Raw genomic sequence first — 18,445 nt, forward strand, 5'->3', positions numbered from 1 at the left:
TCGGCAGAGGAGAGCGATGACTCACACGATCGATGATGTCCTGCGAGCCTCGGCGGCGTGGGTGTGGTTTCCCCGCGGCAGCGAGCAGCAGCGGAGCCATCTGCAGCTGGTGCGGTATCCGACGCGATTCGGTGGCGGAGTGCGCGGCTCGCAGGTCGACTCGGATGCGGATGCCGCGACCGTCGTAGAACACGCCATCGACCGCACGAGGGCGTGGGACGAGAGCGAGCTGCGGTTCTGGACCAACGCGTCCGACCGCCCCGATCTCGAAGCCGAGCTCCGCAAGCGCGGAGCCGAGCACATCGACACCGTGGCCGTCTTCGCGAGCCGGATCGACAGCGCCACGATCGACAGCGCCGCGAGCGATGTCCCGCCTGAAGCCAGGGCGGAGGTCGTGCGAACGCTCGAGCAGGTTCGCGAAGTCGACGCGATCAATGTGCCGGTCTGGAAGCAGCAGCCGCTCGATGACGAATGCCTGCGCATCGAACTCGACGAGATCACATCGGCGTACGACGCAGGCACGCAGGTGCGTGTTCTCGCCCGTCTCAGCGCGGACGGCGAGGCGGTCAGCACGGGCGGCTGCACGATCGTCGACGGCTTCGCACGTCTGTGGGGAGCGGCGACGATCGAGCAGGCACGGGGACGAGGAGCCTACCGTGCCGTCCTCGTGGAGCGGCTTCGCCAGAGCGCGGCACGGGGAGCGACCACGGCGTTGGTGAAGGGGCGCACCGCCACCTCCGCGCCGATCCTCGCGCGAGCGGGTTTCACGAAGTACGGCGAGGAGCGCTGCTACCTCGTGAGGGCGTGAGTCACACGACGCGGCTGCTCGAGCGCGGTCAGGCGCCGGTGCCGCCGAGTTCGTCGCGCACGATTCGCGCTCCCGCTGACAGGGCGCTCATCTTGTCGAGAGCGACGCGCCTCGGTAGGGGCGCCATCCCGCAGTTCGAGCTGGGGATGAGCAGGTCCGCATCGACGAACTCGAGCGCGCGCCGCAGGGTGTCGGCGACTTCTTCCGGAGTCTCGATCTGCTCGCTCGCGACGTCGATCGCGCCGAGCATCACCTTCTTGCCGCGGATCAGCTCGATGAGGTCGAGCGGCACGTGGGAGTGGTGGCTCTCCAGCGAGACGATGTCGATGGTGGATCGCTGCAGAAGGGGGAACGACTCCTCGTACTGCCTCCACTCGGCTCCGAGGGTCGCCTTCCAATCGTTGTTGGCCTTGATCCCGTAGCCGTAGCAGATGTGGACCGCGGTCTCCGCACGCAGTCCTTCTGCTGCCCGCTCCAGAGCAGCGACGCCCCAGTCCTTCATCTCGTCGAAGAACACGTTGAACGCGGGCTCGTCGAACTGGATGATGTCGACTCCGGCTGCCTCGAGCTCTTTCGCCTCCTGATTGAGGATCGTCGCGAACTCCCATGCCAGCTTCTCGCGGCTGCGATAGTGGCGGTCCGACAGCGTGTCGATCATCGTCATCGGGCCAGGCAGCGCCCACTTGATCGGCTGGTCGGTCTGCTGGCGCAGGAAGGCCGCGTCGTCCACGAACACGGGCGCGCGGCGGCTCACTGCGCCGACGACGGTCGGCACGCTCGCGTCATAGCGGTCGCGGATGCGGACCGTCTCCCGATTCTCGAAGTCGACTCCGTCGAGATGCTCGATGAAGGTGGTGACGAAGTGCTGACGGGTCTGCTCCCCGTCGCTGATGATGTCGATCCCGCGTCGACGCTGCTCGTGCACTGCGGCGCGCAGGGCGTCATGCTTGCCCTCCGCGAGCGCATCGCCCTGCAGCTCCCACGGCGACCAGAGGGCTTCGGGCCGGGCGAGCCACGCCGGCTTGGGCAGACTTCCGACGATCGAGGTGGGGAGGAGTTCTCGCACGGTCGACGATCCGCGGCCGGTCATCGGACCGCAACGGGGGAGGCGGACGCGGGGGAGGACGGAGCGGGATACCCGGCAGCCCACCGGTCCAGCACCGTCCGGTGCGGCGTGACGAAGTGCTCATCGGCGTAGCGTCCCTGCACGACGGCGAGCTGGCTGCGCTCCTCGCGGTCGTACGTGATCTCCGTCTGCTGATAGTCGTCGTGGGCGAGGCTCGGACGGTAGACGCTCTCGGCCGGCGCATTCGCGTTGTAGATCTCAGGCCGGTAGATCTTCTGGAAGGTCTCCATGGTGCTGATCGTGCCGATGAGCTGCAGATCGGAGTAGTCGCTCAGGAGGTCGCCGCGGAAGTAGAAGGCGAGGGGGGCCACGCTGCCGCGTGGCATGAAGTAGCGGACCTGCAGCCCCATCTTCCCGAAGTACTCGTCGGTGAGCGAGAAGGAGTCCTGGACGTACTCGGCGCCGAGCACGGGGTGGTGGTTGCCGTTGCGCTGATAGGTCCTGCTGGTCGAGACGCTGATGCAGATCACCGGCAGGGTCGAGAAGCGCTCCTGGTACGCCTCGGACTCGAGGAAATGCTGGAAGAGCTTGCCGTGCAGCACGCCGAAGTCGTCGGGAGTGGAGAATCCGCCGGCGGCCGCGCTCGCCGCAGGCAGGACGACGCTGAAGTCGTAGTCGCGGAGGTAGGAGGAGAAGTTGTTTCCCACGATCCCATGGCGGCGTTCTCCGGTCAGCCGGTCGACGATGTGGACGTCGAGCACCTCGAGCACCGGGAACTCCTCGTCGTTGCCATCGGCGAATCGCAACTGCACCGAGACGATGTCGAGCTCGACCGTGTAGCGCTCGTCGCCGCCCGCGAGGTCGTTGAAGCGACGGTCGATCATCTCCAGGGTGTTGCGGAGGTTCTGCTGGCGGCGCTCGCCGCGCGCGAGGTTGGCGAAGTTCGTGGTGATGCGCGAGCTGTCGGACGGGGCATAGTCCTCGTCGAAGCGAGTGGTCGTGATGCTGAACGTGATCTCGTTCGCCATGAGGGGCCAATCCGGGGGAGGGGAGGCCCATCGGGCCTCGCGAAAGCGGTGATCTCATAGTGCCGCGATGCCGGAGCTATCGGGTAATTCGGCTCCGCTATGCGGTGATATAGCCTTCTCCTATGCCCAGACGATCGAGCGGGATCACACTGCAACAGCTCCAGTACTTCATCGAGGTCGCTGCGGAGGGGTCCATCACCGCGGCGGCCGACGTGCTCTATGTCGCGCAGCCCACGATGTCCGCGGCGATGAAAGACCTCGAGAGCCGAGTCGGACGCGATCTGCTGACCCGCTCGGCGCGAGGGGTGACGCTCACGAGCGACGGCACGGAGTTCCTCGGGTATGCCAGACAGATCGTCGAGCAGGCCGAGCTTCTCGAGCAGCGCTACCTCGGGCGGCCACCGTCGCGCCGCCTCCTCGGGGTCTCCACCCAGCACTACTCCTTCGCCGTCGATGCATTCGTGCGGATGGTCAAGCGCTCGAGCGCCGCCGAATACGAGTTCTCGCTCCGCGAGACCCGCACGTGGGACATCATCGAGGATGTGCGGACGCTCCGCAGCGAACTCGGCATCCTCTTCCGCAACGACTTCAACCGCAACGTGATCGACAAGCTCCTGCGGGACTCGGGTCTCGCATTCCATCCGCTCTTCATCGCCGAGCCGCACATCTTCGTCTCACGGCGGAACGCACTCGCGTCGCGAGACCGTGCGACCCTCGACGATCTCGTCGGCCTTCCGCGTCTCACCTTCGACCAGGGCGCGAACAACTCGTTCTACTTCGCGGAGGAGATCCTCTCGACCCTCTCGAGTGCGCGGGAGATCCGGGTCTCCGATCGAGCGACGATCTTCAACCTGATGATCGGTCTCGACGGATACACGATCTCGACCGGCATCATCAGCGACGATCTCGATCCCGAGATCGTCGCCGTGCCCCTCGACGTCGACGAGCGCATCGAGATCGGCTGGATCGGACGCACGGCCATACCGCTCACCGAACAGGCTCAGCAGTACCTCGGCGAGGTGCGAGACGTGGTGGCGAGCTTCGGCGTGCCCCTTCTCGAGGACGAACCGCGCGAGCCGGAGATCCGTCAGACGGTGCCGTAGAGCCGATCGCCGGCGTCGCCGAGTCCGGGCACGATGTAGCCCTTCTCGTTGAGGCGCTCATCGAGAGCCCCGAGCACGATCGTCACATCGCGGTCTCCGACGAGCGCCTCGATGGCGGCGAGGCCTTCGGGAGTGCCGAGCAGGCAGATCGCCGTGACGTCCTTGGCCCCGCGGTCGAAGAGGAACTGGATGGCGGCAGCCAGCGAGCCGCCGGTCGCGAGCATCGGATCGATCGCGAAGCACTGACGATCGCTCAGGTCGTCGGGAAGGCGCTCGGCGTAGGTGGTCGGCTCGAAGGTCTCCTCGTCGCGGACCATGCCCAGGAACCCGACCTCTGCCGTCGGCAGCAGCTTCACCAGGCCCTCGAGCATGCCGAGGCCGGCGCGCAGGATCGGCACGACGATCGGACGGGGCTCCGAGATCTTCACGCCCATCGTCGTCGTCACGGGGGTGGTGATCTCGACCGGACTGACCTTCACGTTGCGGGTCGCCTCATACGCGAGAAGCGTCACGAGCTCTTCGGTCAGCTGCCGGAAGACGGGCGACGGGGTGCGATGGTCGCGCAGCACCGAGAGCTTGTGAGTGACGAGAGGGTGGTCGGCGACGTGGACACGCATGGATACAGGCTAATGCGCCGGGGGCTCCGGTACGACATCGGATGCCGTCGGCTGCCCGAGCGGCTGTCGTAGGCTCGACGCATGACCGCCTCCGACGCCCGTGCGATGCGACGCGCGCTCGAGCTCGCGGCCGAGGCGTCGGCGGCCTCGGAGATCCCGGTCGGCGCGGTGGTGCTCGACGCAGAGGGCCGGATCATCGCCGAAGGACGCAATCATCGTGAGGCGACCCACGACCCCACGGGGCACGCCGAGATCGCGGCGCTGCGGTCGGCCGCGGCGTCCGTCGGCTCGTGGAATCTCGACGGCCACACCCTCGTCGTGACCCTCGAGCCCTGCATCATGTGCGCGGGGGCGATCCTGCAGGCGCGGATCGGCCGCGTCGTCTTCGGCGCGTGGGACGACAAGGCGGGGGCCGCCGGCTCCATGTACGACGTGCTGCGCGACCGTCGGCTGCCGTACCGCGCCGAGGTCGTCGGCGGGGTCGAAGCGGATGCCGCCACGGCCCTTCTGCGGAGCTTCTTCGAGCAGCGGCGCTGACGGCCACGGCACCCCGCGAGCGATCAGTCGGAGGACTTGAGCACGAAGACGTCGGTCGACGGCTCGGGGTCGAGCGACGGCCGGTACACGTCGGGCTCGATGTAGATCACGCGTGCGATCGGAAGAGCCTCGCGGATGCGGGCCTCGATCGCATCGATGTCGACCGCTGCCTCGCGCAGCGGCTTGTTCGCGTTGAGTGCGATCTTCGCCGCGACCATGAGCTCGTCCGGGCCCAGGTAGAGGGTCTTCATGTGGATGATCTTCTCGATCTCGTCGCCCGCGTTGATCGCATCGACGATGCGATCGTGATCGGCCTGCGTGGCGCCCTCGCCCACGAGGAGGCTCTTCGTCTCGACGCCGAGCACGATCGCGATGAGTACGAGCAGGATGCCGATCATCAATGTGCCGAGTGCGTCGAACAGCGGGTTTCCGGTGATCACGGTGAGCCCGACGCCGAGCAGTGCGAACGTGAGACCGGTGAGTGCCCCGACGTCCTCGAGGAGCACGACGGGGAGCTCCGGCGCCTTCGCGCGGCGCACGAACGACACCCAGGACTGGCCCGTGTCACGGACGAGATTGCTCTCTCTGACGGCGGTGCGCAGCGAGAACGACTCGAGGCCGATCGCGACCACCAGCACGACGATCGGCAGCCACCACCACGTCTTGTCGAGTTCATGCGGGTGCGTGAGCTTGTCGATCGCCTCGTAGATCGCGAACAGACCTCCGACGGAGAACAGGATGATCGACACCACGAACGCGTAGACGTACCGTTCCCGCCCGTAGCCGAAGGGGTGCGCCCTGTCCGCCTCGCGCTTCGCCTTGCGTCCGCCCAGCATGAGCAGCAGCTGGTTGCCCGAGTCGGCGACCGAGTGGATCGCCTCGGCGAGCATCGATGCGGATCCCGACAGCGCCCACGCGAGGAACTTCGCCAGGGCTATGCCCAGGTTCGCCAGGAACGCCGCGAGAATGGCCTTGCCGCCGCCGGATGCACTCATGCGTCGAGTCTAGATCGGCTCGTCCGTGGTCGCCCGGTGCGCCCGCCGTAGGATGGCGACATGGCTGACTCGCTTCCCGCTCTCGCGTTCCTCGGTGCCGGATCGATGGGCGGCGCGATCCTCCGAGGGGTGGTCGCATCCGGCATCCAGGTCGACGGGGGAATCACCGCGACGAACCGCACGCCCGAGAAGGCGGCGGCCCTCGCCGACCTCGACGGGGTCAGGAGCATCGCCCTGTCCGAGACCACCGACGGCAACGCGGATGCGGTCGCGAAGGCTCGCATCGTCCTCGTCGGGGTGAAGCCCGCGATGGTGCCCGATCTGCTGCGCGAGATCGCCCCCCATCTGGCCGACGACGCGATCGTCGTGAGCCTCGCCGCGGGCGTCACGCTCCAGACCTTCGCCGACAATCTCGGCGCCGACGTGCGGGTCATCCGATCGATGCCGAACACGCCCTCGACAGTTGGCAAAGGAGTCACCGGTCTGGCCGCGGGGGCAGCGGCATCCGACGACGATCTCGCCCTCGTGCACCGCCTCTTCGCCACCGTGGGTGCGGTCGTCGAGGTTCCCGAATCGCAGATCGACGCACTCTCGACGATCTCGGGTTCCGGCCCCGCCTACGTCTACCTGCTCATCGAGGAGCTGACGAAGGCGGCCGTGGGAATGGGCTTCAGCGAGAGCGACGCGCGGGTCATGGTGGAGCAGACCTTCATCGGCGCCACTGCGCTGCTCGATGCGTCGGGTGAGGAGCCGTCCGAGCTCCGCCGCAGGGTCACGAGCCCCAAGGGCACCACCGAGAAGGCCGTGGCGGTGCTGCAGGACGCGCACCTCGATCGCACCTTCGCGGATGCCGCCGCTGCCGCGCTCGCACGCGCGAAGGAACTCGCGGCCGGAGCCTGACATGCAGCTGCGGTTCTCCGGGGAGATCTGGTTTTGGCGCGGTCCCGCGCCGTTCCATTTCGTCACCGTGCCGCCGGCGGAGAGCGAGATGATCGGTGAGGTCGCGAGCGTCGTCACCTACGGATGGGGGATGATCCCCGCATCCGTCACGATCGGCGACACGACGGTGACCACCGCCCTCTGGCCCAAGGACGGCGGCTACATCGTGCCGATCAAGAAGGCACTGCAAGACCGTGAGGGCGTCGCGGTCGACGACCTCGTCGAGATCGCGCTCGACATCGACGCCTGACGTCCGTCGCGCGGATGCCGGTCAGCGGTCGAGGGCGGCGAAGCGCTCGATGTCGCTGTTGGTGCCCGAGACGATGATCAGATCGTGGTTGGTCACGATCGTGTTCGCCTCGGCGTAGCGGAACGGCTTGCCCGGGCTCTTCACTCCCACGACCGTGACCTTGTACTTGCTGCGCACGCCGGACTCGTTCAGACCCACGCCGCGGATGAACTTCGGCGGGTACATCTTGGCCAGCACGAAGTCGTCGTCGAAGCGGATGAAGTCGAGCATCCGCCCGGAGACGAGGTGCGCGACGCGCTCACCGGCTTCTCGCTCGGGGTAGATGACGTGGTTGGCGCCGACGCGGGCGAGGATCTTGCCGTGCGACTGCGAGACCGCCTTGGCCCAGATCTGCGGCACCTTGAGATCGACGAGGTTCGCGGTGATCAGCACCGACGCCTCGATCGACGAGCCGACGGCGACGACGGCGACCTGGAAGTCCTGCGCGCCGATCTGCCGCAGGGCGTCGATGTTCTTGGCGTCGGCCTGCACCGTGTGCGTGACGCGGTCCGACCATTTCTGCACGAGCTCGAGGTTGTCGTCGATCGCCAGGACCTCGCGGTCGAGACGATCGAGTTCGCCTGCGCAGGCGGCACCGAACCGGCCGAGACCGATGACGAGGACGGGAGCGTCGCCCCGGAGGACTTCAACCAACGATCGGCCTTTCCACGGGCAGTGAGTAGTACTGCGTTCGCGATGTCGCGGCGACGGCCGCGGCGAGAGTCACTGTACCAACGCGCCCCATGAAGATGGTGGTCGCGAGGACGTACGAACCGGCGTCGGGGAGATCGGCGGTGAGGCCGGTCGAGAGTCCGACGGTGGCGAAAGCCGAGATGACGTCGAAGAGGACGTGGCTGATGTCCGCCTTGGTGATCTGGGCGATGATGATCGTCGAGAGCGCCACGATCGTGGCTCCCCAGGCGACGACGCTCAACGCGACGCGCTGCACGTCGCTGGGGATGCGACGGCCGAACGCCTCGACGGACTGACGGCCCTTGGCCTCGGACCACACCGCGATCGCGAGCACCGCCAGGGTCGTCACCTTGATTCCGCCTGCGGTGGAGGCCGAGCCGCCGCCGACGAACATCAGCATGCTCGCGGCGAGGAGGGATGAGCCGTTCAGATCGTCCATCTCGATCACGTTGAAGCCGCCCGACCTCGTCATCGCGGACAGGAAGAACGCCTGGAAGGTCGTGTCCGCGGCATCCATCGACCCGAACGTCTTCGGGTTCGCGTACTCGAGGATCAGGAAGACGGCGGCGCCGAGCACGAAGAGCAGCACCGTGGTGACCAAGGTGAGCTTGGTGTGCAGCGACCACTTCTTCACGTGCCACACGTGCTTGGCCAGGGTGTAGATCACCGGGAAGCCGATGCTGCCGAGGAACACGCCGGCCATCAGCAGCGTGAGGACGAGATAGTCGTCGGCGAACACGGCGACTCCGCCGGCATTCGGCGCGAAGCCGGTGTTGGTGAAGGCCATCGCGGCGAAGTAGGGGGCCTCCCAGAGCGCTGCGATCGGCTCGACCCCGGCCATCACGAGTGCGGGGTAGAGGAGGACCGCGAGCACGCCCTCGATGATCAGCGCGGAGACGGCCACGGTCGTCAGGAGCTGACCGACTTCGCCCAGCCGGACGGTCTGGCTCTCGTTCACCACGCCACCGTGCGCGCGAAGGGGGTTGGTGTCTCCCGCGGCGAGGAGCTTGGCGCGGAGTCCCAGTCTCTTGGAGATGAGCATGCCCATCAACGAGGCGAGGGTGAGAACGCCGAGCGCGCCGATGTTGACGCCGATGAAGATCAGCACGTGACCGAAGGGCGACCAGTACGTCGCCATGTCGACGGTCGCGAGTCCCGTGACGCAGATGGTGGAGACCGCGGTGAACAGTGCATCCGCCAACGGCGTGACCGTGCGCGAGGCCGAGGCGATCGGCAGCGAGAGCAGCACCGTGAAGACCAGGATGAGCAGCGCGAAGATGACGATCGCGAAGCGCGAGGGCGACGACGTGATGATGTGCTTGCCCCAGGAGGCGGCGTTCTGGAGACGCTGTCGAGGCGACGACGCCGAAACGATGCCCGACATCGCGTCCCCCTTCGATCTTCCTGCTCCGACGTGCGCGGATGCACGGCGCTGATCGCCGAGCCTTCGTCATGGTACTCCGTGCCGGGGACGACTACCCTGATCACATGACGGACATCTTCGACGTGATCGCAGACGGTACGAGGCGAGACATTCTCCAGCTTCTCCTGCGACGCACCGCCGAAGGGGACGCCGGAACGAGCGTGAGCCAGATCGTCGCCGACCTCGGCATCAGCCAGCCGACCGTCTCGAAGCATCTGAAGGTCCTGCGCGAGGCCGAGCTGGTCAGCGTCCGCGAAGACGGGCAGCGTCGTTTCTACAGCTTGGCCGTCGAGCCGCTCGAGGTCGTCGACGACTGGCTCGTGCCCTTCCTCATGGATGCCTACGGCGACGACGCACCCGACATCGACTACCCCGGACTGCCGCTGCCCGACGGAGCCGCACACGCGGCCGAGGTCGTCGGCCGCGCCGCGGCATCGGCGAAGCACGTGGTCGCGACGGCCCTCAAGCGCCTCGGCGGCTGATCGCGGCCGGAGACACACATCGCCCCTGACGATCGGGGGGCGTGTCGTCAGGGGCGAGGCCGCGGGCCCCAGCCCGCGTGACTCGGATGGTGCCATCGTGAGTCGTGTGGTCAGCCTCGCAGGGCAGTCTGAGCGGTTCCGGCATACGTCCTATGTCTCCGCTGTGACCTCGCCCGTTCCGCCGGCCGTGCGCGGATTCGGGACCTTTCCCGTGCGCGCCTTCGCGACCGTCGGGGATGCACACTGATCACACAGGCCACATGGGTTTACACGTGTCCCACCTTGCCCATAGAGTGTGCACACAATCCAGAAAGGGGTACGTGGGATGCCCGAGGTTCCAGATGTCCGGTTCCTTACGGTGGCCGAGGTCGCCGAACTCATGCGTGTGTCGAAGATGACGGTCTATCGGATGGTGCACGCTGGGGAGCTGCCAGCCATCCGCTTCGGTCGCAGTTTCCGTGTTCCGGAATCCGCGGTCGCTGAGGCCCTGCAGCGACCGATAGCCGACGTCGGCTGACGTCCTCGGCGTCGTCTCGTGAGCGCGTGCAGCAGAAGCTCCACGGTTTGCTAGACTGATCCGAGGCATTTTTCCGTGCCCGTACCCGGGTGTCTGTCACCGACGACACCCAGCCACTGACTTAGTGAGGTTTCCGTGGGTTCTGTCATCAAGAAGCGCCGCAAGCGCATGGCGAAGAAGAAGCACCGCAAGCTGCTTCGTAAGACTCGCCACCAGCGTCGCAACAAGAAGTAAGCGACCAGACACGAGCGCCTGTCTCCGGACGGGCGCTTTGTGTCTCTGCCCCCGGTTTCCCACTCGTCGCAGGAGCATGCCATGAAGTCGATCACCGTCACCGAACTCGCCGAGCGGTCGAACACCCCGCTCATCGATGTCCGAGAGGTGGATGAGTTCGCCGCCGGTCACGTACCCGGGGCAGTCAACATCCCGATGTCCGAGATCGGCAACCGGCTCGAAGAGCTGCCCGCAGAGTCGTTCGACGTCATCTGCCAAGCGGGTGGGCGGTCGGCGCGCGTCGTCGAAGCGCTCGAGTCCCGCGGATACGACGCCACCAACGTCGAGGGCGGAACGGGCGAGTGGATCGCGCAGGGCCGCGATATCGAGGTGCCGTCGGCGTGACCACGCTGACCCTCATCGGCAAGCCGGACTGCCATCTCTGCGATGTCGCGTCCGAGATCATCGACGCCGTCGTCGCCGACCTGCCTGACGCGGCAGCCGAGCGCATCGAGATCGTGGAGGCCTCGATCGCCGACGATCCTGTGCTCTACGAGCTGTGGTGGGAGAAGATCCCCGTCGTCCTGATCGACGGCGACCTGCACGCGCACTGGCGTCTGTCCGCCGACCGACTGCGCGACGCGCTCGAATCAGCCGTGCAGCAGGACGCACTCGAGAAGGAAGCCCGATGATCCGTCACGTCGTCACCTGGAAGCTCGCAGCCGACGATGCGGCGACACGCGCCGAGCAGGCCGCCGAGGTCGCCCGTCGTCTGAACGCTCTCGACGGCGTCGTGCCGCAGCTGCGCTCGATCACCGCGGGCGCGAACGTCGCTTATCCCGACGCGAACTGGGACGTCACCCTCGTCGCGGACGTCGATTCGATCGCTGCGCTCGAGGAGTATCAGGTGCACCCGGCGCACGAAGAGGTCGTGGCGTATGTGCGCTCGGTCGTCGCCTCCCGTGTGGCCGTCGACTTCGAACTCTGAACCTCTGAACCTCTGATCGGCGGTTCTCGGTGTGATGAGCGCAGGGGGAATCGCAGGCGAGACCACCTGGCGTGACATCACGATCGCCTGGGCATCGCCCTCGCAGCTGCACGATTTCACTGAAGCCGATGCCGCAGCGATGGGTCAGCGGGAACGCCTCCGCGAGCTGAGCGGCAGCCGTGCCCGGGCGTTCCTCGCCGGCAGGGCACTGATGCGCGCCCTCGTACGCAGGATCACCGGAACGCACGACGTGGTCATCTCGAGCCGCTGTGCCAGGTGCGGGGCGGACCATGGTCGGCCGCGCGCCGACGGCGTCTTGCTCAGCGTGAGTCATGCGGAGGGTCTCGTCGTCGTCGCAGTGGCTCCGGCAGCGGTGGGGACTGCGGCGTCGCTCGGCGTCGATGTCGAGCAGGCATCTGCGGCCGGCCGGGTCGACGAGCTGCGAACGATGTTCCCTGACGGCGCCGCCCCGGATCTCGCGGGGTGGACGCGCATCGAGGCGGCGGTCAAGGCGGATGGTCGCGGATTCGAGACAGAGCCGTCAGAGGTGCTCCTCCGACTGCGCGAGAACACGGATCCCTGCGTGTGGTCGGCAGCGCTTCCGGGTCGTGCCGCCACGATCGACGTCACGACGCTGGTCGGCCCACCGGGGTACGTGCTGAGCGTCGCTCGGGGGTGATCCCGCTCGGTCTCAGGACCGGGATGCAGGAAGTGCGGGCAGCGGGAGTTCGTCGATCCAGGTCCGCACCAGGGTGCGCGCCTGGTCGTCGGCCACCTCGCCGACGAGGCCGAGGAAGTCGTCGCTGGTGACAGCGAGTCGCGCGAACCGCGCGGTCCACTCCCGCGTCAGAGCGAAGAACCGCTCATCGCCGAGCGTGAGTCGCAGGGCATGCAGGGTGAGGGCGCCGCGCTTGTAGACGCGATCGTCGAACATGTCGTTCGGACCGGGATCCGAGAGCAGCAGATCCTGGGCGAGGCCGCGGAGGGCGGCGTGATGGGCCAGAGCGTTCTCGTGGGCGGTCGACGCGCCGGACGCTTCAGACCACAGCCACTCGGCGTAGCAGGCGAATCCCTCGTTCAGCCAGATGTCCCGCCAGCGGGCGACGCCGACGCTGTTGCCGAACCACTGGTGCGCGAGCTCATGCGCGATCAGGCGCTCGCTGCCCCCGGCTCCGTCCACGTGATTCGCACCGAAGATCGCCATGCCCTGCGCTTCGAGGGGGATCTCGAGATCGTCGGGTGTGATGACGACTTTGTAGGACTCGTAGGGATACGTGCCGAAGGCTTCGACGAACGTCTCCATCATGTGCGGCAGCGGGGCGAAGTCGGAGCGCACGCGACCCGCGAGAGCCCGCGGGTGGAACAGACGCCCGGGAGTCGTACCGAGAGCGACCCTGTCATCGTCGTACTGGCCGATCTGCACGGTCATCAGGTATGTCGCGGTCGGCACCGGCTGCTCGAAGATCCATCGGGTGCGACCGCGCTGCGTCGATCGCGTGGCTGCGCCGCCGCTGACCACGGTGTACTCGGGATCGGCCGTGAACTCCAACCGATACGTCGCCTTGTCCGAGGGCAGGTCGTTGCAGGGGAACCAGGTCGGCGCGCCGGTCGGCTGCGACGCGACGAGCACGCCGTCTTCGAGTTCTTCCCACCCGAGGAGTCCCCATCGAGTGCGCCGGGGCGACGGAGAACCGGAGTACTCGACCGCGACCGTGAGCTCCTGACCGCTCGCCCGCTCGCCCCCGAAGACCACTTTGAGTCGCCGGTCGTCCTGTCTGAACGAGGCGGCGCGATCACCGACCACCCGCACCTTCGTGACTTTGAGCCCGACGAGGTCGAACGAGACGTGCTTCGCCGATTCCTGCATCTGCAGTCGGATCGTCGCCGTGCCCGCGATGCGGTTCGTGGTCACGCGATAGTCGATGGCCAGGTCGTAGTGCAGCACCCCGTAGCGCCGATCGCCGCTGTGCGGGGTGTAGGGGTCGACGGTCATGCGTTCGAGGCCTGGTAGGAGCGCACTTTGACGGCACGCCACGGTCCGATGGGGTTGCCGCTCCATCGACTGCCGATCGGCACGAACTCGCCCCGCATCACGAGTGAGGCGGGCCCGACCGTGGCATCCGATCCGATCGTGGCCGCGGGCAGGATCACGCTGTGCGGACCGAGGGTCGCACCGCTCTCGAGGGTCACTGCGTCGATGCTCATCACTCGATCATGGAACAGATGCGTCTGAACCACACATCCGCGGTTCACGGTCGCACCGTCCCCGAGGGTGACCAGGTCGGGCTCGGGCAGCCAGTAGCTGTCGGTCCAGACGCCTCGGCCGATCTTCGCGCCGAGGGTGCGCAGCCAGATGGCGAGTGCAGGAGTGCCTGATGCGGCGTTGGCGAACCAGGGTGCGGCCACCATCTCCGTGAAGGTGTCCGACACCTCCGTGCGCCACACGAAGCTCGACCAGAGCGGATGCTCGCCGGCACGGATCGGCCCCACGATCAGCCACTTGGCGGCGGTGGTGATCAGAGCGGCGAAGGCGCCTGCGGCGAGCATCACGGCGCTCGAGAGCAGCACAGCCCATGCGAGTCCCCAGGCCTCGACCACCGCGGCGAGCGTGAGCATCACACTCACTCCGATCGCGCAGGTCACGAACACCGGGATGATGCGGCACAGCTCCCACAGAGCCCGCGCGAGGCGGAGTCCCGGGCGCGGGCGATACGTGCGCTCGAGATCGGAGTCGTTCACCACACGGCGCAGTCGCGCGGCGGGCGAGCCCAGCCACGATGAGCCCGCCTTGGCCTTGGGTGGAGCGACGGACAGGACGGCGACGAGGCCGTCGCGAGGCACGTTGTGCCCACCGGCGGCCATGCCGGAGTTGCCGAGGAACGCGCGCTTGCCGATGCGCGCGGTGCCCAGCCGCATCCATCCGCCCTGCAGCTCGTAGGTCGCGACCATGGTGTCGTCGGCGAGGAACGCTCCGTCGGCGATGGTCGTGAGCTTCGGGATGAGCAGCACGGTCGACGCCTCGACGTCGCGCCCGACCTCGGCCCCGAGGGCCCTGAGCCAGAAGGGAGTGGCACTGCTCGAGTACAGCGGGAAGAGGAAGGTACGGGCGGAATCGAGCAGACGCTCGGTCGTCCACGCCTGCCAGGCGATGCGCGAGCGCACCGGGTACACGCCTTCGCCGAGACCGGCTCCGAGCACACGCACGAAGACGAGCACGAGACCGGCGAACACGAATCCGGCGAGCAGCACTGCAGGAACCAGCAGCGCCAGGATGCTCGGGACGGCCGCTATCAGGGAGTCGGACCCGCGCATGCCCAGCGCGAGCACCCAGGCGCCGGCGGCGAGCGAGAGGACAGGGAGGACGCCGAGCGCGGCGGAGGAGACGGCGTAGGCCCACAACCACCGGGTGCGGCTGGGTGGGCGGCCCTCCGCGAACGGCCGCGACACTCCGCCGACGCGTGCCGCCGGCGATCCTGCCCAGCGCTGCCCGGCGCGGACCCGACCGAACACGGCCGAGCCGGGTGCGATCTCGGCGCCGCGACCGATCTTCGTGCCGGGGGCGAGGGTGCTGCGGGCGCCGATGGTCGCTCCCGCGCCGATGCGGATGCCGCCGATGCGCACGGTGTCGCCATCGATCCAATAGCCGGTGAGGTCGACCTCGGGCTCGATGGAGGCTCCGGAGCCGATGTCGAGCATGCCCGTGATCGGCGGGACGGTGTGCAGATCGACATCTCTGTGGATGCGGGCGCCGAGAGCTCGTGCGTAGTAGACGACCCAGGGAGCACCGGCCAGGCCGACCGGGTCGACCTGCTGGGCGATCTGCTCCGCGAGCCACAGACGCAGATGCACTCCGCCGCCGCGCGGATAGTCGCCAGGGCGGAGTCCGGCGAGCAGCAGACGCGCGGCGACGGCGGCGATCGTCATCTTCCCCACCGGGGTGACGAAGATCAGCAGGCCGACGATGATCGTCCACACCGGAACAGCGGGCAGGAATTCGAATCCGGGGGACAGCCGCAGGAGCCAGCTCGCGGCGAGCAGGTACAGCAGCCAGCGGATGCCGGTGAACACGAACAGCGGGAGACCCGCGATCGTCTGCACCCACTGCATCCGTCGGGGGGTCGGGACGGGCTGGCTGAAGACGCGTTCCTCGGCGTCCTCATCATCGGCCTCATCGTCGACGGCATCCGACATCTGGCGCAGCCGCGGCAGATCGTAGACGTCGGTCATCGTGAACTCCGGCGCCCGGGTGCGCAGGCGGGAGACCAGCTGGGCGGCCGCGAGCGACCCGCCGCCGAGCTGGAAGAAGTCGGCGTCCTCGTCGCCCGGGCGCACGCCGAGCACGGCGAACCACTGCTCGGCGAGCCACGCCGCCGTGCCGGACAGGGACGAGTCGTTCGCGTCGCCGGAATCGAGCGGCCAGGGGAGAGCCGCCTTGTCGACCTTCCCGGACGTGCGGACGGGCAGGTCGTCGACGACGGCGAGCAGGGGGATCAGCGGAGCGGGAAGCGTCTCCGAGAGCTCACCACGCGCCACCCGCCGGTCGAACCCCTCGTCGGGCACGACATAGCCGACGAGGATCGGCATGCCCGTCTCGGTCTTCTGCACCACCACGGTCGCCGCCGAGACGGAGCTCAGCGCCTGCAGCGCCGCCTCGACCTCGCCGAGCTCGATGCGGCGGCCGCCGATCTTGACCTGGTCATCGGCGCGCCCCTGGAAGATCAGTCCCTCGGACTCGACCCGCACAACGTCGCCGGAGCGGTAGGCCCGGTCCCAGCCGAGAGTGGGCATGGGCGCGTACTTCTCGGCATCCTTCGCAGGGTCGAGGTACCGGGCGAGACCGACTCCGCCGATGATCAGCTCGCCGGTCTCGCCCTCGGCGACGCGCTGTCCGTCAGCATCGACCACGGCGAGCGACCACCCGTCGAGCGGGAGGCCGATGCGCACGGGACCCGTACCGTCCATCAGCGAGGCGCAGGCCACGACCGTGGCCTCGGTCGGGCCGTAGGTGTTCCACACCTCACGTCCGTCCGATGCCAATCGGGCGACGAGCTCGGGCGGGCAGGCCTCCCCGCCGAAGATCAGCAGGCGCACGTTCTCGATCGCGTCCTGCGGCCAGAGGGCGGCGAGCGTCGGCACCGTCGAGACGACGGTGATGCCGTGGCCGAGCAGCCAGGGCCCCAGGTCTTCGCCCGAGCGCACGAGAGCTCGCGGTGCGGGCACCAGGCAGGCGCCGTGGCCCCACGCGAGCCACATCTCCTCACAGGACGCGTCGAAGGCGACCGAGAGGCCTGCGAGCACGCGATCACCGGGACTCAGCGGTGCGGCCTGGAGGAACAGACGTGCCTCGGCGTCGACGAAGGCCGCGGCCGAACGGTGCGAGACCGCGACGCCCTTGGGCACGCCGGTCGACCCGGAGGTGAAGATGATCCAGGCATCGTCGTCGACCGTCGGCGGCGCGACGATCGGGATCGCGGAGGTGCGCGGATGAGGTGACTCGCCGCCGAGGAGATCGACCGCCTCGGTCGCTCCGGCCGGCATGTAGCCGGCGTCGGTGATCGTGCCCGCGATGCGGGCCTCGTGGAACACGAGATCGGCACGCTCCTGCGGGTCGTCGGCATCGACGGGGACATAGGCGGCGCCCGCCGCGATGGTGCCGAGGATCGCGATGTACAGCTCGCGGTGTCCGGACGACATGCGGATGCCGACGCGGTCGCCGCGGCGCACGCCTCTCTCGTGCAGCAGGGCCGCCGTACGCCAGACGTGCGCGAGCAACTCGGCGTAGCTGAGCGCCCCGTCCGCGTCCTCGACGGCCGAGGCGTCGGGATATCGCCGGGTCGTCTCCTGAAGGATGTCGATCAGCGTGCGGGGAGGAGGCGCGTCGGCGCCCCGGTCGAGCGCCTCCTGCACGTCAGCGCGCAAGGAGGTCGAGCAGAGCGGCCTTCGTCAGGCGCGAGTATCCGGTGCGGCCCTCGGCGCGGGCGCGGGCGCGCAGCTGGACCAGGGTCAGCGCGCTGAGCTCCGGTGCCGCTGCAGAGGTCTCTGTTGGTGCCGGTGCCGGTGCCGGTGCTGGTGCTGGTGCTGGTGCTGGTGCTGGTGCCAGTGCGGGTGCCGACGTCGGGGTCGTGATCGTGACCGTCGGCTCGACGGTCGGAGCCGCGACCACGGCCTTCTTGGCCACGGCCTTCTTCGCCTCGGCCTTCTTGGTGGCCTTCTTGGGGGCCGGCTGCTTCGCATCCAGCGTCGGCTCGACGGCGGACTTCTTGTCGGCCTTCTTCTGATCCTTCTTCGCGGCGGACTTCCTGTCCGACGCCTTCTTCTCGGCCTCCAGGCGTGCGGTGGCCTGGGTGAGGCGCGCGGTCGCCGCGGTCGCCGACTTCGCGACCTTCTTGGGCCGATCCGCGACCTTCTTCTTCGAGACTTTCGCCGCGTCCTTCGCGTCCTCGACGAGAGGCTTCAGCTTCTTGGCGTCTTTCTTGGGCAGGGACTTGATCAGCTTCTTCGCATCCTTCGCCGCATCCTTCGCCGCGTCGAGAGCGGCTTCGGCGGTGCGCTGTGCTGAGGTCTTCTTTGCCATGATCGGGTCTCCTCTGAGTCCGGAGCGTGTCGGCTCGGGCTGTCGGCACAGAGGATACTCAGGCAAGGTGAACAATCGGTGCCGCATCGTGCGTAACACGCCCGTCATATTCGGTCACACTTGCAACACAAATGTGATCCGCAGAAGGCGGCCGACGGCGGGTTCCGCCCGGT

The 18,445-nt window shown here is 68.0% G+C and carries 21 protein-coding genes; 12 read left to right on the forward strand and 9 right to left on the reverse strand.

Features of this window, described 5'->3' with window-relative positions; genetic code table 11:
- The first annotated feature begins 16 nt into the window (after window positions 1–16).
- Window positions 17–808 carry a hypothetical protein gene (locus AB0P11_RS03675; RefSeq protein WP_363519840.1) on the forward strand — a complete coding sequence of 264 codons (792 nt, stop codon included), beginning with the start codon at window positions 17–19 and terminating at the stop codon, window positions 806–808.
- Window positions 809–836: 28 nt separating this feature from the next.
- Here the strand turns inward: AB0P11_RS03675 and AB0P11_RS03680 are convergent, their stop codons facing one another.
- Both AB0P11_RS03680 and AB0P11_RS03685 read right to left on the reverse strand, forming a co-directional pair.
- A complete protein-coding gene (locus AB0P11_RS03680) occupies window positions 837–1,874 on the reverse strand; it encodes a methionine synthase (protein ID WP_363519843.1) in 1,038 nt (345 codons plus the stop codon).
- 20 nt (window positions 1,875–1,894) lie between these two features.
- Window positions 1,895–2,902: a putative oxygenase MesX gene (locus tag AB0P11_RS03685; RefSeq protein WP_363519846.1), complete on the reverse strand. Its 1,008-nt coding sequence runs from the start codon at window positions 2,900–2,902 to the stop codon at window positions 1,895–1,897.
- A gap of 122 nt (window positions 2,903–3,024) precedes the next feature.
- Between AB0P11_RS03685 and AB0P11_RS03690 the strand changes: the two genes are divergently transcribed.
- Window positions 3,025–4,005, forward strand: coding sequence for a LysR family transcriptional regulator (locus tag AB0P11_RS03690; protein WP_056277084.1), 981 nt, complete (start codon window positions 3,025–3,027; stop codon window positions 4,003–4,005).
- Here the strand turns inward: AB0P11_RS03690 and upp are convergent.
- The gene (gene upp / locus AB0P11_RS03695) at window positions 3,990–4,622 is read right to left on the reverse strand and encodes a uracil phosphoribosyltransferase (RefSeq protein WP_042538962.1); all 633 of its coding nucleotides are present in this window, start codon (window positions 4,620–4,622) and stop codon (window positions 3,990–3,992) included. The genes AB0P11_RS03690 and upp overlap by 16 nt on opposite strands.
- A gap of 81 nt (window positions 4,623–4,703) precedes the next feature.
- Here upp and tadA point away from each other — a divergent pair, with 81 nt between their 5' ends.
- Window positions 4,704–5,159 carry a tRNA adenosine(34) deaminase TadA gene (gene tadA / locus AB0P11_RS03700; protein WP_056277087.1) on the forward strand — a complete coding sequence of 152 codons (456 nt, stop codon included), beginning with the start codon at window positions 4,704–4,706 and terminating at the stop codon, window positions 5,157–5,159.
- A gap of 23 nt (window positions 5,160–5,182) precedes the next feature.
- Here tadA and AB0P11_RS03705 read toward each other — a convergent pair whose 3' ends face one another.
- On the reverse strand, window positions 5,183–6,154 hold the full coding sequence (locus tag AB0P11_RS03705; RefSeq protein WP_072590790.1) for a cation diffusion facilitator family transporter: 972 nt from the start codon (window positions 6,152–6,154) through the stop codon (window positions 5,183–5,185).
- Between the two features lie 60 nt (window positions 6,155–6,214).
- On the opposite strand from AB0P11_RS03705, the gene proC reads away from it, so the two are divergent.
- Both proC and AB0P11_RS03715 read left to right on the forward strand, forming a co-directional pair.
- The gene (gene proC / locus AB0P11_RS03710) at window positions 6,215–7,054 is read left to right on the forward strand and encodes a pyrroline-5-carboxylate reductase (protein ID WP_363519851.1); all 840 of its coding nucleotides are present in this window, start codon (window positions 6,215–6,217) and stop codon (window positions 7,052–7,054) included.
- Window position 7,055: 1 nt separating this feature from the next.
- The gene (locus tag AB0P11_RS03715; protein WP_072590792.1) at window positions 7,056–7,343 is read left to right on the forward strand and encodes a DUF1905 domain-containing protein; all 288 of its coding nucleotides are present in this window, start codon (window positions 7,056–7,058) and stop codon (window positions 7,341–7,343) included.
- Between the two features lie 21 nt (window positions 7,344–7,364).
- Here the strand turns inward: AB0P11_RS03715 and AB0P11_RS03720 are convergent, their stop codons facing one another.
- Window positions 7,365–8,036 (reverse strand): TrkA family potassium uptake protein, encoded by a 672-nt coding sequence (locus tag AB0P11_RS03720; protein WP_047520565.1) that lies wholly within the window; start codon window positions 8,034–8,036, stop codon window positions 7,365–7,367.
- Window positions 8,029–9,459, reverse strand: a complete 1,431-nt coding sequence (locus AB0P11_RS03725) for a potassium transporter TrkG (RefSeq protein WP_053098848.1) — start codon at window positions 9,457–9,459, stop codon at window positions 8,029–8,031. Before AB0P11_RS03725 ends, AB0P11_RS03720 begins: the two co-directional genes overlap by 8 nt.
- Before the next feature lie 104 nt (window positions 9,460–9,563).
- Between AB0P11_RS03725 and AB0P11_RS03730 the strand changes: the two genes are divergently transcribed.
- The 7 genes from AB0P11_RS03730 to AB0P11_RS03760 all read left to right on the forward strand — a co-directional run bounded on the left by AB0P11_RS03730 (window position 9,564) and on the right by AB0P11_RS03760 (window position 12,377).
- Complete coding sequence (locus tag AB0P11_RS03730) at window positions 9,564–9,980, forward strand: metalloregulator ArsR/SmtB family transcription factor (protein WP_053099390.1); 417 nt, start codon at window positions 9,564–9,566, stop codon at window positions 9,978–9,980.
- A gap of 325 nt (window positions 9,981–10,305) precedes the next feature.
- Entirely contained in the window at window positions 10,306–10,497 is a 192-nt protein-coding gene (locus AB0P11_RS03735; protein ID WP_053098849.1) for a helix-turn-helix domain-containing protein, read from the forward strand.
- A 135-nt stretch (window positions 10,498–10,632) separates the two neighbouring features.
- Window positions 10,633–10,731 carry an AURKAIP1/COX24 domain-containing protein gene (locus AB0P11_RS03740; RefSeq protein ID WP_003792170.1) on the forward strand — a complete coding sequence of 33 codons (99 nt, stop codon included), beginning with the start codon at window positions 10,633–10,635 and terminating at the stop codon, window positions 10,729–10,731.
- Window positions 10,732–10,812: 81 nt separating this feature from the next.
- The gene (locus AB0P11_RS03745) at window positions 10,813–11,115 is read left to right on the forward strand and encodes a rhodanese-like domain-containing protein (protein ID WP_053098850.1); all 303 of its coding nucleotides are present in this window, start codon (window positions 10,813–10,815) and stop codon (window positions 11,113–11,115) included.
- Window positions 11,112–11,402 carry a glutaredoxin family protein gene (locus AB0P11_RS03750; protein ID WP_053098851.1) on the forward strand — a complete coding sequence of 97 codons (291 nt, stop codon included), beginning with the start codon at window positions 11,112–11,114 and terminating at the stop codon, window positions 11,400–11,402. The genes AB0P11_RS03745 and AB0P11_RS03750 overlap by 4 nt, the downstream gene beginning before the upstream one ends.
- Entirely contained in the window at window positions 11,399–11,698 is a 300-nt protein-coding gene (locus AB0P11_RS03755; protein WP_053098852.1) for a Dabb family protein, read from the forward strand. Before AB0P11_RS03750 ends, AB0P11_RS03755 begins: the two co-directional genes overlap by 4 nt.
- A 34-nt stretch (window positions 11,699–11,732) precedes the next feature.
- Window positions 11,733–12,377 carry a hypothetical protein gene (locus AB0P11_RS03760; RefSeq protein ID WP_363519857.1) on the forward strand — a complete coding sequence of 215 codons (645 nt, stop codon included), beginning with the start codon at window positions 11,733–11,735 and terminating at the stop codon, window positions 12,375–12,377.
- 12 nt (window positions 12,378–12,389) lie between these two features.
- On the opposite strand, the gene AB0P11_RS03765 is transcribed toward AB0P11_RS03760, so the two are convergent.
- The 3 genes from AB0P11_RS03765 to AB0P11_RS03775 are packed head-to-tail and all read right to left on the reverse strand — an operon-like array spanning window position 12,390 to window position 18,272.
- Entirely contained in the window at window positions 12,390–13,691 is a 1,302-nt protein-coding gene (locus AB0P11_RS03765) for a M1 family metallopeptidase (RefSeq protein WP_363519860.1), read from the reverse strand.
- Window positions 13,688–17,617: a Pls/PosA family non-ribosomal peptide synthetase gene (locus tag AB0P11_RS03770; RefSeq protein ID WP_363519863.1), complete on the reverse strand. Its 3,930-nt coding sequence runs from the start codon at window positions 17,615–17,617 to the stop codon at window positions 13,688–13,690. The genes AB0P11_RS03765 and AB0P11_RS03770 overlap by 4 nt, the downstream gene beginning before the upstream one ends.
- A complete protein-coding gene (locus AB0P11_RS03775; protein WP_363519866.1) occupies window positions 17,607–18,272 on the reverse strand; it encodes a hypothetical protein in 666 nt (221 codons plus the stop codon). Before AB0P11_RS03775 ends, AB0P11_RS03770 begins: the two co-directional genes overlap by 11 nt.
- Between the last annotated feature and the right edge of the window lie 173 nt (window positions 18,273–18,445).

Origin of the sequence: Microbacterium sp. NPDC079176, assembly GCF_040686675.1 — a bacterium.
GTDB lineage: Bacteria > Actinomycetota > Actinomycetes > Actinomycetales > Microbacteriaceae > Microbacterium.